Source organism: Flagellimonas abyssi, from assembly GCF_019457905.1.
In the GTDB taxonomy this organism is placed as follows: Bacteria; Bacteroidota; Bacteroidia; order Flavobacteriales; family Flavobacteriaceae; genus Flagellimonas; species Flagellimonas abyssi.
Genome location: NZ_JAHZSV010000003.1, coordinates 350,916 through 365,254, shown reverse-complemented (window position 1 = coordinate 365,254; position 14,339 = coordinate 350,916). Strand labels below are relative to the sequence as shown.

Here is a 14,339-nt window from a genome sequence, read left to right as displayed (position 1 = left end):
AACTTGAATTATATATGGGTTCCATGAAAGGCCTTGGGCCACTCCTTAAAATCGAACTGATCTTTACTGATGAAAATTACGGCAAACCGATAAGCAAAAAGCTCTCCGAGGTTCTCCGCAGAAACACATCCAAAAACGATTTGGCCAATATTGCCATTAAGAGCAATGTGAGCTTTTCCACTATTCGTGATGTGGTATACAGAACAAATAGTCTAACAAAGCTGAATGCAAAGGCAATCTCTCTGTTGATGCATGCCGCTTTTGAAAACTCCGTAGCGCATAAATTACAAGCGGGGGGGATAATGTTTACCTGGGCGGATTACTTAATATTTAGCCGGAGCAACCAGTCTGTCTGCCTATCTGAACCAATATAATACGGATGTTCCCCAAACTTGGCAAAGCCATGCCTTTGGTAAAATTGAATGGCTTTTGGGTTGTGCTCCCAAACTCCCAACCAAATGTAATTCTTCTTTAATGATTCAGCTTGGGCCATTACTTTCTTGAGCATCCAAGAACCGATTTTTTTGCCCTGATGTTCTCCTATAACATAAATGCGTTCAATTTCCAGGGCATTGGGGTCGTGCACATCGGTTTGGGCGGCACCAATATTCAATTTGAAATAGCCCACCAATGTTTCATCGTCATAAACAAAATGAAAAAGACTATCCCTATTTGCGAGTTCGGCGGCTAGCTTTTTATAATGGAAAGCCTCATTGATATATTTCTGGAAGTCTTCGGGGTCGTTGTCCTTTTCAAAGGCATCGGAAAAGGTGCTTTTGGATATATTCACCAAGGTATCCAAATCGGTACCCTCGCATTCCCGAAAGTGAAGCGACATATCTGAATGGTTTTCTTTAAAATTATAGCAAAAAAAAGAGCCGAACAAGGGTGTTGGCTCCAAATTTTTCAGGGGGATATAACTGATTTAAAGCATAAAAAGCTTTTTAATCAAAAGCATAAATCCTGTGAAAAAATCGTTTCGGTAAACTTGGACGTTTTCATCCATTGTTGTCTGTGTTTTTAGTGCCATGGTCAAAGCGGTTTTGGTGGTGTTAATTTGGGTAAAAATTTCGATATAACCAAATATATAATCGATGAACGGCATTCTAAAACTATTGTTGTGTAATAGCTTTAAAATGTTGTAAAAATGCCAAGGATATTTATTAAATCCTCATTTCCGGAACGTCACCATCCACAACCAACCTACCTTCGGTTGCATTCTTGATTTCCTCTACGGAAACACCTGGTGCTCTTTCCAACAGTTTAAATCCTTGGTCCGTCACCTCCAATACCGCAAGATTGGTCACGATTTTTGTAACGCAACCCACGCCCGTCAACGGCAACGTACATCTTTTTAAAAGTTTTGAATCTCCGTCCCTGTTGGTGTGCATCATTGCCACTATGATGTTTTCCGCAGATGCCACCAAATCCATTGCGCCTCCCATACCCTTCACCATTTTACCGGGTATCTTCCAATTGGCGATATCACCGTTCTCCGCTACTTCCATAGCACCTAAAATGGTTAAGTGGACATGTTGGCCACGTATCATGCCAAAACTGGTTGCAGAATCAAAGAATGAAGCGCCGGGCAATGTGGTAATGGTCTGTTTGCCTGCATTAATGATATCGGCATCTTCCTCCCCTTCGAAAGGGAAAGGACCCATCCCAAGAACGCCATTCTCACTTTGAAATTCTACACTGATATCATCCCGCACAAAATTGGCGACCAATGTGGGTATTCCTATACCGAGGTTGACGTAGTACCCGTCCTTGACCTCTTTCGCTATACGTTTTGCTATTCCGTTTTTATCCAACATATCTATGCTTTCTGTCTAACTGTTCGTTGCTCAATTCTTTTCTCATACTTCCGACCTTGGAAAATTCGCTGTACAAATATTCCGGGAATATGAATCTGGTTGGGGTCCAAACTACCTGCCGGAAGTAGTTCTTCTACCTCAGCCACGGTAATTGTAGCCGCACCACACATACATGGATTAAAATTACGCGCAGTCCCTTTAAAGATGAGATTGCCTGCCTCATCTCCTTTCCAAGCTTTGACAAAAGCGAAATCAGCTTTAAAAGCGGGCTCCAAGACATACATCTTGCCATCGAACTCACGGGTTTCCTTGCCTTCAGCCACCTCGGTTCCGTATCCCGCAGGGGTATAAAAGGCAGGGAACCCTGCCTGTGCCGCTCTGCATTTCTCTGCAAGCGTTCCTTGGGGTGTCAGTTCCACTTCCAGTTCGCCGCTCAGCATCTGACGTTCGAACTCGTCATTTTCGCCCACGTAGGAGGATATCATTTTTTTGATTTGATGCTTTTGCAAGAGCAGTCCCAGTCCAAAATCATCCACTCCGGCATTGTTGGATATGCAAGTGATATCTTTAATACCCAATTGCACGAGTTCGTCAATAGCATTCTCCGGTATTCCGCATAGGCCAAATCCACCTAACATGAACGTCATTCCATCTTCTACTCCCTTCAAGGCATCAGCTACATTGGCAACTTTTTTATTGATCATAGCATTCTTATTAATATTCCCTGAAATTACGATTTAAATAAAAAAGCCCCAAGCAAATTAGAATATGCTTGGGGCTTTATTTTTTCAAAAATGAGTTGAACTAGAAGTCTAAGTCGTCCAAATCATCATCGGTATCGATATTTTCGTCTTTTTGATGTTGGGAACAATCCAAATCTATAGACATTTCTTCTGGCACCTCAAAAGCTTCCTTTGAAACACCAATTTCATCGTTGGCATAGTTCTTTTTCATATAAAGGGCCCAAATCGGCAATGCCATAGATGCCCCCTGACCATAACTTAATCCACTAAAGTGTATGGACCTATCGTCTCCACCGACCCAAACACCGGTCACTAAATTGGGTACCATTCCCATAAACCAACCATCACTTTGGTTCTGTGTGGTCCCTGTTTTACCTGCTATCGGGTTTGTCAATTCGTATGGGTAGCCGGTTATAATTTTCTTATATACGGTGTTGTTCTTTCCATAAGTATGCCTTAGGCGTCCCCCAGAACCGTATTGGGTTACCCCTTCCAAAAGATTGATCATCGCATAGGCAACATCCTTACTCAAGACATCCTTTGTTTCTGGTTTGTATTCAAAAAGCACGGTGCCATTTTTGTCCTCGATGCGTGTTACCATTACGGGCTTCACATATACACCTTGGTTCGCATAAGTCCCGAAGGCGCCCACCATTTCATATACACTTACATCTGGAGTACCGAGTGCAATGGATGGTACTGCAGGGATTTCCTTGGTAATCCCCATATTTTTGGCCATAGAAACTACAGCTCCCGGGCCTACTCTATCAATAAGTTGCGCTGTGATGGTGTTTACCGAATTGGCCAGTGCATTCTTTAAGGTCATATCATCCCCTGAATATTTTCCATCGGAATTCTTTGGCGTCCATGCCAACATATTCCCATGCTTTCCTGGCTCAATACTATATTGGTTGTCAGGAAGGGTATAACAGGGAGAATATCGTAATTGATCAATGGCAGCTGCATATACAAATGGCTTAAACAATGATCCAGCTTGTCTTGAACCTTGAATAACATTATCGTACTGAAAGTGTTTGTAATCGATTCCGCCAACCCATGCTTTTACGTGACCGGTCTGGGGCTCCATGGACATCATGGCGGTGCGTAGGAAGGTCTTGTAGTACCTAATGGAGTCCATCGGAGTCATGATGGTGTCTTTTTCGTAGGAATCGCTGTTCCAATCAAAAACGGTCATCTCCTCTTTTTTATGGAAAGTGGCCTCAATTTCTTTGTCCGAAAGGCCTTCGCGTTTTAAATGGCGCCATCTTGCAGAACGCTTCATGGCATTTCGCAAAATAGTATCTATTTCTCCTTTTCGTAAATCCAAAAAAGGAGCGGTAGGGTTACGGTCTGGTGTGTTTTGATGGAAGAATTCGGCTTGTAAATTACTCATGTGCTCCTGTACGGCTTCTTCCGCATTACGCTGCATTCTGGAGTCGATGGTGGTGTAGACTTTCAGTCCATCCAAATATATATTGTAATGCTCCCCGTCCGGTTTTGGGTTTTCACGGACCCACTGGTTCAAATAGCGCTGCATGTACATCCTAAAATAGGTGGCCAATCCTTCCCTATGCGATTCGGGATTAAAATTTATTTTCATCTCCCTGCTTTGCAACGAGTCTTTCTCCTTTTCTGTGATATATCCATACTTTGCCATTTGTCCAAGTACGGTATTGCGTCGATTGAACACCAGTTCCTCACGGCGCATTGGATTGTAGAGCGATGAGTTCTTGAGCATGCCCACTAAAACAGCGGATTCTTCGGTTTTGAGATCGGCAGGCTCTTTTCCAAAGTAAATCCTGGATGCGGAACGAATGCCGTCCGCATTGTACCCAAAATCGTAAATATTAAGGTACATCGCTATGATTTCCTGTTTGGTATAGTTTCTCTCCAAACGGGTTGCAATGACCCACTCCTTTATTTTTTGGGTTACTGCCTCAAACAAGTTCCTGGATCTAACTCCCACAAAAAGTTGGCGTGCCAATTGCTGCGAAATGGTACTTGCCCCACCCTTGGTCCCCAAAAAGGCCAAGGCCCTTGCAAATCCGCGGGCATCAATACCGGAATGGTCGTAATATCTGGCATCCTCGGTAGCTACCAAGGCATCTACAATGTTTTGCGGAAGGGTTTCGTAGTCTACCCAAGTTCTGTTGTCGTCCAAATAGAGTTTCCCCAAAGTTTCACCATCCGAAGAGATAAACTCGGTGGCCAAGTTGGTCTCGGGATTTTCCAAACGCTCAAAGGTTGGCATTTCCCCAAACACTCCCCATGAGGCCAGTAGAAAAATAAGTACTACGGATAGGACACCTGCTCCGAATATGATCCAAAACCACTTGATAAAAGGGAAAAAATTCTGCTGCTGTTTTTTGTGACGTTTCTTTGCCATTATAATTTGGGTGCTTTTTCTATTTCCAAACCAACATCCGTTATTCCCTCCAAAACATGGAGGCCTTCCACATCGCCATTTTTACGCATGGCATGGGAAATGTTCACCTTATATACGCCGGAATCGGGAAAATCGATGTTTTCCTTGAACCAAAGTTTATTTTCTTTAATGCTGCCCATTCCTTTTCCGAGCCATTCCCCATTGGGTTCGGCCATTCTGTATTCCAACGTGTCCTTAACGGTATTGCCGCTCGGATATTCTAACTCGGTTATCAAAAATAAATTGCTAAAGGCAAAATTTTCGTCGTTCCTAATGTTTATGAACAGGTTGTAGGTTTGGGTAGAATCCAGTTCCGAAAATTGAAAATCGACATCTTGGCCCATCTCCCATTTGGCTTCCTTAACCGGTTTATACTCTGAATAAACCAACAATTCGTTACAAGACGACAGGGCAAGAATCGCAATCGAAAGAAACAAAAATTTATTTCGCATTGAAGGATGCTTTGGATTTTGGTTTTCTACGCTTTTTCTTTCTTCTCTTCTTGTTCTTCGGCCTATCAAAACGGGTAAGGCTGTCCTGGCCTACGACATTTTCGAAAGTAGTCTTTTCTTCCGCAACATTATCTGCGGCGTACTCCTCTAGACTGGCAACTTTATCGCCTTTTTTGTTAAGTTCCAGAATTTCCAACACTTGGTCTTTGGAAAGGGTGTGCCAAGTTGCCGGCTCATCTTTATACGAAAACCAAAGGGTTTCTTTAAAGATATCCGCCTTTTGGCAGAAGGCCAATCCTTTTTGGGTCTTAAGCTTGCAATCCGATGGTGGGAAATCTTTCAATGCTTCCAGATACATGTCCAGCTCATAGTTGAGGCAACATTTGAGCTTTCCACATTGCCCCGCCAATTTTTGGGGGTTCAAGGCCAATTGCTGATAACGTGCCGATGCCGTGCTCACGGACCTGAAATCCGTCAACCAGGTAGAACAGCAAAGTTCGCGCCCGCAAGAACCGATGCCCCCCAAGCGCTGTGCTTCTTGTCGGTAACCGATTTGACGCATCTCAATACGGATTCCAAAGGCCTTGGCCATATCCTTGATCAACTGTCTAAAATCAACACGATCCTCTGCAGTGTAATAAAACGTTGCTTTGGACCCGTCTCCTTGGAACTCTACATCGCTGAGTTTCATTTCGAGCTTTAACGAAATGGCTATTTCCCGGGAACGTTTTTTTATTTCCTCTTCCCTATCCCTGCATTTTTGCCAAATATCGATGTCCCGTTGGGAAGCCTTTCTGTAAATTTTAGGGATGGTCTTGTCGTCGATGGATACTTTTTTGCGCGTCATTTGAATACGCACCAATTCACCGGTCAGGGTAACCACGCCCACATCATGGCCCGATTTGGCCTGAGTGGCCACCACATCGCCAATGGACAAGGTAAGATTCTCCGTATTTCGATAGAATTCCTTTCTACTGTTTTTGAAACGTACCTCAACACAATCAAAGGGTTTTTGACCGTTGGGCAACGACATATTGGAAAGCCAGTCAAAGACTGTCAGCTTGTTACAACCATCAGTGCCGCAAGTACCATTGTTCTTGCAACCACGCGGTTGTCCATCCTTGCCGGTTGAACAACTGCTACACGCCATATATAATATCTTGATTTAAGGAAACTTAATGCGCTTCCCTAAAAAGGGTTCATAAAAAATTACTAGTTGTAAATATACTACAAATTGTTGCAGCATTGAAATACTACTTCTTGTATTTAAGAACCGGAGACCTGCCTTTTTTGAATATTTTATTGCTGGCTCCTTTGCCCTTACGCAAACGTTTTTGTTCCTCATAGGGCAATGCATGTATTTCCATGCAGTCTACAGAACAGCAATTGTTCATTTTTTCGGCACATTCTTCACATTGTATAAATAGCAAGTGACAAGCTTCGTTGGCACAGTTTACATGGGTGTCGCAAGGTTTACCACATTGGTGACAGTGGGCTATCACGTCTTCCGAAATACGCTCTCCCCTCCTATGGTCAAACACGAAGTTTTTGCCCAGAAATTTATTCTCCAGCTGTTTTTCGCGTACCTGTCGGGTATACTCGATAATCCCGCCTTCCAGCTGGTAGACATTCTTAAAGCCTTTATGTTTGTAGTAAGCACTTGCCTTCTCGCAACGGATGCCACCGGTACAGTACATTACCAGTTTTTTATCTTCTTTGTGCTCGGCCAGATCCTGTTCTATAATATCGAGAGAATCCCTAAAGGTGTCCACGTCGGGGGTGATGGCATTTTTAAAATGTCCAATCTCACTTTCGTAATGGTTTCGCATATCGACCAAAACGGTGTTCTCATCTTCAATAAGTTCGTTGAACTGTTCCGCGCCTACATGTATGCCCTTGTTGGTGACATCAAAAGTGTCGTCGTTCAATCCATCTGCCACAATTTTGTCCCTGACCTTTACTTTCAGTTTCAAAAAAGATTTGTTGTCCTGCTCTATTGCAATGTTCAATCGTACATTTTCCAAAAAGGAAATACTGTCCAAATGTTCCTTGAATACATTAAAGTTTTCTGCTGGTACCGATAATTGGGCATTTATCCCTTCGTGTGCCACATAAATACGTCCCAGGACTTCCATGTCGTCCCAGGCCAAAAAAAGATGGTTCCTTAAAATCTGTGGATTGCCGATTCGTGCATATTGATAGAAAGAGATGGTAAGCCGTTCCTTCCCGGCTTCTTCGATAAGGGCTTCCCTTTCCTTTGCACTTAATGTGTTGTACAGTTGCATGCTATACTTGATTAAGTTAAAGAATGGTTCTAAAATTTGTGCAAAGATAAAAATTAAAGGGAGAGTAAATTAAAAGGGCCGCGAAGGCCCCCTTAATCCATTACCGTTTTTCATAGCTGAATTTTCTTCCTCATAGCAATTCCGAGCCCTAAACGGCTCTATGGAGATGAGTTAGTGTCCTTAAGATGTATTGTTATTAAAAAGGTTGCGTGCCCTTTTTTCATGTGGAAAGAAATGGTATTTTAGCCTTCCTAACAATTTTTACCATGAGCAAAGAGAAAGAAGCAAAATTAAAGGCACTAAAACTTACGTTGGACAAGTTGGACAAAACCTACGGTAAAGGTGCTGTCATGAAAATGGGCGATAGTGTTGTTGAAGATGTCGAAGTGATTCCTTCTGGCTCTTTGGGATTGGATATTGCACTTGGTGTAGGCGGATATCCGAGAGGAAGGGTAATCGAGATTTACGGTCCGGAATCTTCGGGTAAAACCACATTGACGCTGCATGCCATTGCCGAAGCTCAAAAAGCGGGAGGTATCGCAGCATTTATAGATGCAGAACATGCGTTTGACCGTTTTTATGCCAAAAAATTAGGGGTTGATATCGACAACCTGATCATCTCCCAGCCCGATCATGGGGAACAGGCATTGGAAATCACAGAAAACCTGATACGTTCCGGAGCCATCGATATCGTAATCGTGGATTCCGTGGCCGCATTGACCCCAAAAAGTGAAATCGAGGGAGAAATGGGGGATTCAAAAATGGGTCTGCACGCCAGATTGATGTCCCAAGCACTTCGAAAACTGACCTCAACCATCAGCAAAACAAAATGTACCGTAATATTTATTAACCAATTACGCGAAAAAATTGGCGTAATGTTCGGGAACCCGGAAACCACCACGGGTGGTAACGCGCTTAAATTCTATGCTTCCGTCCGACTGGACATTAGACGCTCTACCCAAATAAAAAGTACCGATGGCGATGTCCAAGGGAACAAGACCAGGGTCAAGGTGGTAAAAAACAAAGTGGCCCCTCCATTTAAAACCGCGGAGTTCGATATTATGTACGGTGAAGGAATCTCCAAGATCGGAGAAATACTCGACTTGGGAGTTGCCTACGAAATCGTAAAGAAAAGTGGTTCTTGGTTCAGCTATGGCGATACCAAATTGGGGCAAGGAAGAGATGCTGTTAAGGCTCTCCTTGTGGACAACCCCGAACTATCCGAAGAATTGGAGAGCAAAATAAAAGAAGCCATCGCCGCTGTAAGCGAATAGCCCTTTTATCGATTTTTTGGGGAGTTTAACTTTTGGTTGTGAAAATCCTACGCAACCCCTACGCATACTGCACATCTAGGGAATAAAAGGATTTTTATTATGAAAAAAGTGTTAATGCCCTTTATGTTGATTGTGGCATGCTCATGGTTCATCTCCTGTGAGGTGGACGATGATTCCCCCAATTTTTACTTTACCGCCCTTACCACAGTGGAGGCCGAAGTTCCAGAATCGTTCGAGTTTGGAAAAACGTACGATATTGAAGTAACCTACCTAAGACCGAATGGTTGTACATTTTTTGAAGGTTTCGATGTATCGCAAACTGCCGAAACGGGTCGTGATGTCGTAGTGGTCGGTTCCGTACTCACCGATGAGGACAGAGCCTGTACCGAAGCTGTTGAAGAAGTAACGGCCACCTTAAAATTTAATGTAATTTACACCAAGGACTACACCTTCCGCTTTTATGCCGGGGATGATGAAGAAGGAAATGCTAAATTTTTAGAATACACGGTTCCGATTGCGGAAGAGAGTGAACCGGCAAATTAAATAGCAACAATCCAAAATTGACCAACATTTGGATCTTGAAGAATTGATACATAACTGTCAAAAGGGCAACCGACAGGCACAGGCTGAACTATACCGGAGATACTCCGGTATTCTTTTCGGTATGTGCCTGAAGTACTCCCGTAACAAAACGGAGGCGGAAGACAATCTGCACGACAGTTTTATGACCATATTCGACAAAGTTGACCAATATGGTTTTAAAGGGTCATTTGAGGGTTGGATCAAAAGAATTACGGTAAACACCGTGCTCCAAAAGTACAGAAAAGACCAGCACCTTAACGTGGTTTCTGAAAACACCGAAGGAGAGGTGGAGGTAGAGACGGAGGATACGGATATAAGCCTATCTACATTACTGGGGTACATTCAAGAGTTGCCACACAAGTATAGGCTAACATTCAACCTATATGTGCTCGATGGCTACAGCCATAAAGAAATCAGTGAGATGTTGGGGACGTCCACTGGAACATCAAAATCGAACTTGGCAAGGGCAAAGGCCATTTTGAGGGAAAAAATAGAAAAAGCCAAAATAAACATTGCTTAAATAGAAGACAATGGGGAAAAAGAATTTAGAGGAATTGTTCAAAGAAAGCTTTCAGGACTTTCAGGAAGTTCCGGACGAAAAGGTCTGGGCTTCCATCGAAGCTTCTTTGGACAAGAAAAAGCAAAAGAAGCGGGCCGTTCCTATTTGGTGGGGCCTAGGGGGTGCGGCGGCGGCCTTGGTCATCGCATTGCTTGCCATTAATCCGTTCGGACAGGAACAAGAACAGGAGCAAATTATAACGGATACGGAAAATAGTACCGTTCCCGAAAGTAGAACAAATCCAGAAGAGGAGATAAATCGAGATTTCATCCCTCCCACTACCCATCCAAATGGGCAAAATAGTTTGGCGGACACCTCTGAAGAAGACTCCTCGATTCAAAAAAGTAATCAAGCTGCGGATAACGGTTTTGGCAAATCCAAAGCTTCAAATATTGAAAATACTATTTCCACATCAAACGGAAATGCTTCAAATGCAATAGCTCAGGTCACTAATAGCCGTTCAAAAGAAGCTGAAAGAATTTCTACAGATGACGAAGGTGCAAAAAACAACAGTGCCATTGCTATGAACGATGACCGGAAGGAATCTTCTGAAAAACAATCGCCCCTGTCATCCGAAAAGAACGATAAACAGGTTGCCGAAAATATGACAGAAAAGGATGAATCTGAAAAGCAGTCCATCTATGATGCCATTGCCGAACAGGAAGGATTGGAGGAAGCAGTCGCCAAAAACAATTCTGGAAAATGGTCCGTTGGTCCATCGTTGGCGCCCGTGTATTTTAATGGTGCAGGTGATGGGTCTCCCGTAGGCGCTGATTTTACCGCTAATTCCAAAACAGGAAACCTCAACTTGAGTTATGGCGTCAACGTTGCCTATGAGGTTGGCAAAAAAGTAAAGATACGCTCCGGGGTGCACCGGGTCAACTTTGGTTACAACACCAACGATGTGGTCTTTTCCTCTACCCTACAGGCAGCAGCAAGCAATAGGATCGCGAACATAGATTACGACCAAAATTCCGAGACCATACTGGTCCAGAGCAAGGAAAGTGCAAAGAACAATTCCCCTGTGTTGGGTGCCAAAGAAGTCGCTTTTAATGAAGTACCTAGCTTGGAGGGGAAAATGGTCCAACAATTGGGCTACATCGAAGTTCCGTTGGAAGTAAACTATGCCCTGCTCGACAAAAAATTCGGGGTTGACCTTATAGGGGGCGTAAGTTCATTGTTCCTTGTGAACAACTCGGTTTTGTTGGAATCCAATGAACTGGTCACCGAAATGGGTGAGGCCAACAACATCAATTCATTAAACTTTAGTGCAAACTTTGGTATGGGGCTCAATTATCACTTTACTCCAAAATTCAGGTTTAATGTGGAACCCGTTTTCAAGTACCAGCTAAATACGTTTTCGAATGTTTCCGGTAATTTTCAGCCCTACTCCATTGGCGTGTACAGTGGATTTACCTTTAAGTTTTAGCACAGAAGAAGTTGGTTAGGAAGATTGCTCCTTTAAGCAATTAATTAAGCGTCCATTTTCAGGGCGCTTTTTTATGCAAAAAACATTCACATATTTTTCTTACTTTTCAATTTATATACCAACCAACTTGTTGACAGTGTGAACCCTGAACAGTTCGAAGATATTCTCATATACTTTTCCAAATCCTTGATGGGAAAAGAAAATGAAGAAGATATCCTATGGGACCTGGCTAAAAAGAGTAAAATAAACTTCACGTAAAATTTCATGTAGCTATCTTAAGTTAGGGAGAGTAAGTGTTATGTTGCCAATCCATCTTTCTCCTATTTTATGGATCGTGCCTTCATTTTTAATATTGTATCCCTTTGCTGTATTGAGCAACTTGATTTGATCTTGCCATTTTAGTATACGTGCCCGATATTCTTGTGGTTTAGTGTTTTTTGAATCAAACTCCCTATATCTGGAATCCCAAAATAAAATGGTCACTAGAAAAATAGGCAGGTTTGACGAAAACAACGAGAGCAATCAAATTAATCATTCATATTACTACTCATTTTTAAAGTTGAAAGCGAACAACTTGCTCGATGATGGGCATTTATTAATACAGGCAAAGCGGATTACCTTTAAGGAAGATGTTCAGAATTGGCGCTTCACCATTAGCAACACCCCTCCCAATGCATTTATTGCCCAACAGGGTTTTGAAGACCAGTTACCTTACTATTTCTTTACCGGGCTTTGCTTTATCATGTGTTTTACAAGATTGTCCTTTTACTTCTTCATCAAAAAATCGGAGTTTCTTTGGTATTCCATTTATATTGTGGTGACCTTCGTGTACGTATGTGGCCTTAAGTTTAGGATTTATGAGTTTGTTTTCAACGACAACTATATATCCTATTGGGTCTCGCAGGGTTTCTTGTTCGTGGACAATATTGTGTATCTGTTCTTCTTTGCAGGCTTCCTTCAATCTAAAAGAGAATACCCATTTGTTCATTTTCTGGTCCAAGTGCTCGCAGTTCTCAATATCATAATCCTGATCTGCATTGGTGTTCTGTTTGTTCTTGAGGACACCATAGGCTTTATCTTTACCACCCGAAATGCCTACGCCATACTTAATTTACTGCACTTTTGGGCCTAGCGCACCTAATGTATGTTGGCAAGGACCCTTTAGCCTACCTATGTTATGGCCCCTGGCCACATCTGCCTACTGTGCCGCCCCTTTGGTAAGGACATTTTATTCGACCCAGGAAGACGGAGTTCTGTTGGATGGCTCTATTATATAATTATAGGCCGTTGCATATTGGCATTTGGTCTCTTCTATAAAATCCATCTGGAGTTCCGTGAAAACCTTATGCTTCAACAAAGGGCTCTTTTTGAAAAAACAAGAGCGCTACGGGCCCAAATAAACCCCCATTTTATTTTTAATTCCCTAAGTGCGATACAACATTTGGTATCCGTTAAAAAAATTGAAAGTGCCTTAAAGTATCTGAACAAATTCAGTCGGCTTACCCGAAATGTTCTGGAAAGCTCCATGGAGATCAACATTCCTTTAGCTGAAGAAATTAAAATACTGGAAGATTACCTATCCCTGGAACCGTTGCGGTTCGACAATAGCTTTTCGTACAACATTACGATAGATGAAGCCATTGATCCCGAAGAAATAGAAATACCTCCAATGATTTTACAACCATTTGTTGAAAACGCCCTGATACATGGCCTATTGCCAAAAAAATCCGGGCCAAAACAATTGGATATCATTTTTAATACTGACAACAACTATTTAATTTGTACTGTGGACGATACAGGAGTACGCCAATTAGCGGCAAATGAGAGGCCCCACATCTATCAAAATGAAAAAAAATCAAGAGGTCTCGAGGTCACCAAACTTAGGCTGCAATCATTGGGCGAAAGCAAAGACGCTATTACCATTGTGGACAAATATGACGAGAACAACCACCCAATGGGAACAAAAGTAATCGTTCGTATACTTTAATTCTTCTCCAAATCCTCCAGGATAACCTGTCTAACCTCTTCCCGGATAGTCGAGGTATCGGAAGGTGCTAGAATTCCAGTCTCGAAAAAAGGATGGACAATGGCTCGAACCCGTCCTGGCCCTCCACTAAAAAAAGTAAAGGAAAAGCGCTTTTTATTATCCAAAAACGTCATGGGAACTACAGGAATTTTGTGGGCAATGGCCATTTTAAACGCGCCATCCTTAAACTTGTCCAGTACAATATGTTCCTCTGGGACACCTCCTTCAGGAAAAATACAAATGCTCAAACCTTGGTTGAGCCGCTTCTGGGCCCGCCTGTAAACCCCTGTCCGGCTTTTAACACTGTCCCGGTCCACCAGTATACAGACCCTCTTGTAAAAAAATCCAAAAATGGGAATGCCCCCAAGCTCCTTTTTTCCAACGAACACAAACGGGTTGCGGCTAACGAGCAGCATCAACATAATATCCAGCATACTGGTATGGTTAGCCACCAACATATAACTTTTTCCCTTCTCCATGCGCTGTTGCCGCACAATTTTTGGAAAACAACCCATTCCATATAAAATGGGCCTGGCCCACAAATTTCGGGCAAGCCAAAAAAATTGGTGATACGTCTTTTCAGAAATGGTCAAAAGAAGCAAAACCGGAAAAAAAAGGATAATAGGAACGGTAACCAAAATATAGAACCAGACCCTATACAACACATGCCCCAAATTTTTGATTGCTCCAAGCATCTTCCAAATGTAAAGTATTTCCAAATCTTAGCTTTAGTAGCATCCCATCTTT

At 42.6% G+C, this 14,339-nt stretch carries 15 protein-coding genes; 7 read left to right on the top strand and 8 right to left on the bottom strand.

What is annotated here, in order from left to right:
- Nucleotides 1-14: 14 nt before the first annotated feature.
- The gene (locus tag K1F36_RS04280; RefSeq protein WP_207031305.1) at nt 15-374 is read left to right on the top strand and encodes a hypothetical protein; all 360 of its coding nucleotides are present in this window, start codon (nt 15-17) and stop codon (nt 372-374) included.
- Here K1F36_RS04280 and K1F36_RS04275 read toward each other — a convergent pair.
- The 7 genes from K1F36_RS04275 to trhO all read right to left on the bottom strand — a co-directional run bounded on the left by K1F36_RS04275 (nt 320) and on the right by trhO (nt 7,722).
- Nucleotides 320-838 (bottom strand): GNAT family N-acetyltransferase, encoded by a 519-nt coding sequence (locus tag K1F36_RS04275; protein WP_207031303.1) that lies wholly within the window; start codon nt 836-838, stop codon nt 320-322. The genes K1F36_RS04280 and K1F36_RS04275 overlap by 55 nt on opposite strands.
- 325 nt (nt 839-1,163) lie before the next feature.
- Nucleotides 1,164-1,817, bottom strand: a complete 654-nt coding sequence (locus tag K1F36_RS04270) for a CoA transferase subunit B (RefSeq protein ID WP_207031302.1) — start codon at nt 1,815-1,817, stop codon at nt 1,164-1,166.
- 2 nt (nt 1,818-1,819) lie between these two features.
- Nucleotides 1,820-2,521 carry a CoA transferase subunit A gene (locus K1F36_RS04265; protein ID WP_207031300.1) on the bottom strand — a complete coding sequence of 234 codons (702 nt, stop codon included), beginning with the start codon at nt 2,519-2,521 and terminating at the stop codon, nt 1,820-1,822.
- A gap of 100 nt (nt 2,522-2,621) precedes the next feature.
- Nucleotides 2,622-4,946 carry a penicillin-binding protein 1A gene (locus K1F36_RS04260; protein ID WP_220112684.1) on the bottom strand — a complete coding sequence of 775 codons (2,325 nt, stop codon included), beginning with the start codon at nt 4,944-4,946 and terminating at the stop codon, nt 2,622-2,624.
- Complete coding sequence (locus K1F36_RS04255; protein WP_220112683.1) at nt 4,946-5,437, bottom strand: gliding motility lipoprotein GldH; 492 nt, start codon at nt 5,435-5,437, stop codon at nt 4,946-4,948. The genes K1F36_RS04260 and K1F36_RS04255 overlap by 1 nt, the downstream gene beginning before the upstream one ends.
- Complete coding sequence (locus K1F36_RS04250) at nt 5,427-6,587, bottom strand: PSP1 domain-containing protein (RefSeq protein WP_220112682.1); 1,161 nt, start codon at nt 6,585-6,587, stop codon at nt 5,427-5,429. Before K1F36_RS04250 ends, K1F36_RS04255 begins: the two co-directional genes overlap by 11 nt.
- 103 nt (nt 6,588-6,690) lie before the next feature.
- Nucleotides 6,691-7,722: an oxygen-dependent tRNA uridine(34) hydroxylase TrhO gene (trhO, locus tag K1F36_RS04245; protein WP_207031290.1), complete on the bottom strand. Its 1,032-nt coding sequence runs from the start codon at nt 7,720-7,722 to the stop codon at nt 6,691-6,693.
- A gap of 266 nt (nt 7,723-7,988) precedes the next feature.
- Between trhO and recA the strand changes: the two genes are divergently transcribed.
- The 6 genes from recA to K1F36_RS04215 all read left to right on the top strand — a co-directional run bounded on the left by recA (nt 7,989) and on the right by K1F36_RS04215 (nt 13,553).
- A complete protein-coding gene (recA, locus tag K1F36_RS04240; protein WP_207031289.1) occupies nt 7,989-8,996 on the top strand; it encodes a recombinase RecA in 1,008 nt (335 codons plus the stop codon).
- A gap of 99 nt (nt 8,997-9,095) precedes the next feature.
- On the top strand, nt 9,096-9,539 hold the full coding sequence (locus K1F36_RS04235; protein WP_220112681.1) for a hypothetical protein: 444 nt from the start codon (nt 9,096-9,098) through the stop codon (nt 9,537-9,539).
- A 28-nt stretch (nt 9,540-9,567) separates the two neighbouring features.
- Nucleotides 9,568-10,098 carry an RNA polymerase sigma factor gene (locus K1F36_RS04230; RefSeq protein ID WP_220112680.1) on the top strand — a complete coding sequence of 177 codons (531 nt, stop codon included), beginning with the start codon at nt 9,568-9,570 and terminating at the stop codon, nt 10,096-10,098.
- Between the two features lie 10 nt (nt 10,099-10,108).
- Entirely contained in the window at nt 10,109-11,566 is a 1,458-nt protein-coding gene (locus tag K1F36_RS04225) for an outer membrane beta-barrel protein (RefSeq protein ID WP_220112679.1), read from the top strand.
- Between the two features lie 475 nt (nt 11,567-12,041).
- A complete protein-coding gene (locus K1F36_RS04220) occupies nt 12,042-12,698 on the top strand; it encodes a 7TM-DISM domain-containing protein (protein WP_220112678.1) in 657 nt (218 codons plus the stop codon).
- A 45-nt stretch (nt 12,699-12,743) separates the two neighbouring features.
- On the top strand, nt 12,744-13,553 hold the full coding sequence (locus tag K1F36_RS04215) for a sensor histidine kinase (RefSeq protein ID WP_220112677.1): 810 nt from the start codon (nt 12,744-12,746) through the stop codon (nt 13,551-13,553).
- Here the strand turns inward: K1F36_RS04215 and K1F36_RS04210 are convergent.
- Complete coding sequence (locus K1F36_RS04210) at nt 13,550-14,287, bottom strand: lysophospholipid acyltransferase family protein (protein WP_220112676.1); 738 nt, start codon at nt 14,285-14,287, stop codon at nt 13,550-13,552. The genes K1F36_RS04215 and K1F36_RS04210 overlap by 4 nt on opposite strands.
- Nucleotides 14,288-14,339: the final 52 nt, after the last annotated feature.

What these genes read in the sequence shown, in the direction of transcription:
- K1F36_RS04280 (WP_207031305.1), top strand. Translation starts at nt 15, where the DNA reads ATGGGTTCCATGAAAGGCCTTGGGCCACTCCTTAAAATCGAACTGATC.
- K1F36_RS04275 (WP_207031303.1), bottom strand. Translation starts at nt 838, where the DNA reads ATGTCGCTTCACTTTCGGGAATGCGAGGGTACCGATTTGGATACCTTG.
- K1F36_RS04270 (WP_207031302.1), bottom strand. Translation starts at nt 1,817, where the DNA reads ATGTTGGATAAAAACGGAATAGCAAAACGTATAGCGAAAGAGGTCAAG.
- K1F36_RS04265 (WP_207031300.1), bottom strand. Translation starts at nt 2,521, where the DNA reads ATGATCAATAAAAAAGTTGCCAATGTAGCTGATGCCTTGAAGGGAGTA.
- K1F36_RS04260 (WP_220112684.1), bottom strand. Translation starts at nt 4,946, where the DNA reads ATGGCAAAGAAACGTCACAAAAAACAGCAGCAGAATTTTTTCCCTTTT.
- K1F36_RS04255 (WP_220112683.1), bottom strand. Translation starts at nt 5,437, where the DNA reads ATGCGAAATAAATTTTTGTTTCTTTCGATTGCGATTCTTGCCCTGTCG.
- K1F36_RS04250 (WP_220112682.1), bottom strand. Translation starts at nt 6,587, where the DNA reads ATGGCGTGTAGCAGTTGTTCAACCGGCAAGGATGGACAACCGCGTGGT.
- trhO (WP_207031290.1), bottom strand. Translation starts at nt 7,722, where the DNA reads ATGCAACTGTACAACACATTAAGTGCAAAGGAAAGGGAAGCCCTTATC.
- recA (WP_207031289.1), top strand. Translation starts at nt 7,989, where the DNA reads ATGAGCAAAGAGAAAGAAGCAAAATTAAAGGCACTAAAACTTACGTTG.
- K1F36_RS04235 (WP_220112681.1), top strand. Translation starts at nt 9,096, where the DNA reads ATGAAAAAAGTGTTAATGCCCTTTATGTTGATTGTGGCATGCTCATGG.
- K1F36_RS04225 (WP_220112679.1), top strand. Translation starts at nt 10,109, where the DNA reads ATGGGGAAAAAGAATTTAGAGGAATTGTTCAAAGAAAGCTTTCAGGAC.
- K1F36_RS04220 (WP_220112678.1), top strand. Translation starts at nt 12,042, where the DNA reads ATGGTCACTAGAAAAATAGGCAGGTTTGACGAAAACAACGAGAGCAAT.
- K1F36_RS04215 (WP_220112677.1), top strand. Translation starts at nt 12,744, where the DNA reads ATGGCCCCTGGCCACATCTGCCTACTGTGCCGCCCCTTTGGTAAGGAC.
- K1F36_RS04210 (WP_220112676.1), bottom strand. Translation starts at nt 14,287, where the DNA reads ATGCTTGGAGCAATCAAAAATTTGGGGCATGTGTTGTATAGGGTCTGG.